Genomic DNA, 401 nt, shown 5'->3' on the forward strand with positions numbered 1-401 from the left:
AGCTCCTATAGTAGAAACTTTAATTTTCCAAGTTTTTTTATTCTGGATTCTTCGTTGTATTCCCTGGATTCGTGAACATGATTTATTAATAATTTTAATTGCAGCATTAATGTTTGGTTTATATCATCCATTTGGGATAACTTATATAATATGTATTACAGTAACAGGAATTCTTTATAATTATGCTTATTTGATTTATTATAAAAAAAATGAAAAAGTACATGTTACAGTATCTGCATTTGGGATTGTGTTTTGGATACATGAGGTAGATAATATAATTTCTCTTACAATACAAAATCTGTTTTTTTAATAAATTAGGCCTAATAGGGGTATCATCACATCGCCATCAAGCCAAGAAAATTGGTCGCCCCCAAAATGCTAAAAACAAGTCAATAATTTTT

1 protein-coding gene is annotated in these 401 nt (G+C 27.9%); it reads left to right on the top strand.

Going from position 1 to position 401, the window contains the following annotated elements:
* Positions 1-310, top strand: a 310-nt coding sequence (locus tag V7038_RS29460; protein ID WP_335696095.1) for a CPBP family glutamic-type intramembrane protease, incomplete at its 5' end; no start/stop codon positions are given.
* Positions 311-401 lie beyond the last annotated feature (91 nt).

The sequence above is a fragment of the Bacillus sp. JJ783 genome (assembly GCF_036963225.1).
In the GTDB taxonomy this organism is placed as follows: Bacteria; Bacillota; Bacilli; order Bacillales; family Bacillaceae_G; genus Bacillus_A; species Bacillus_A cereus_U.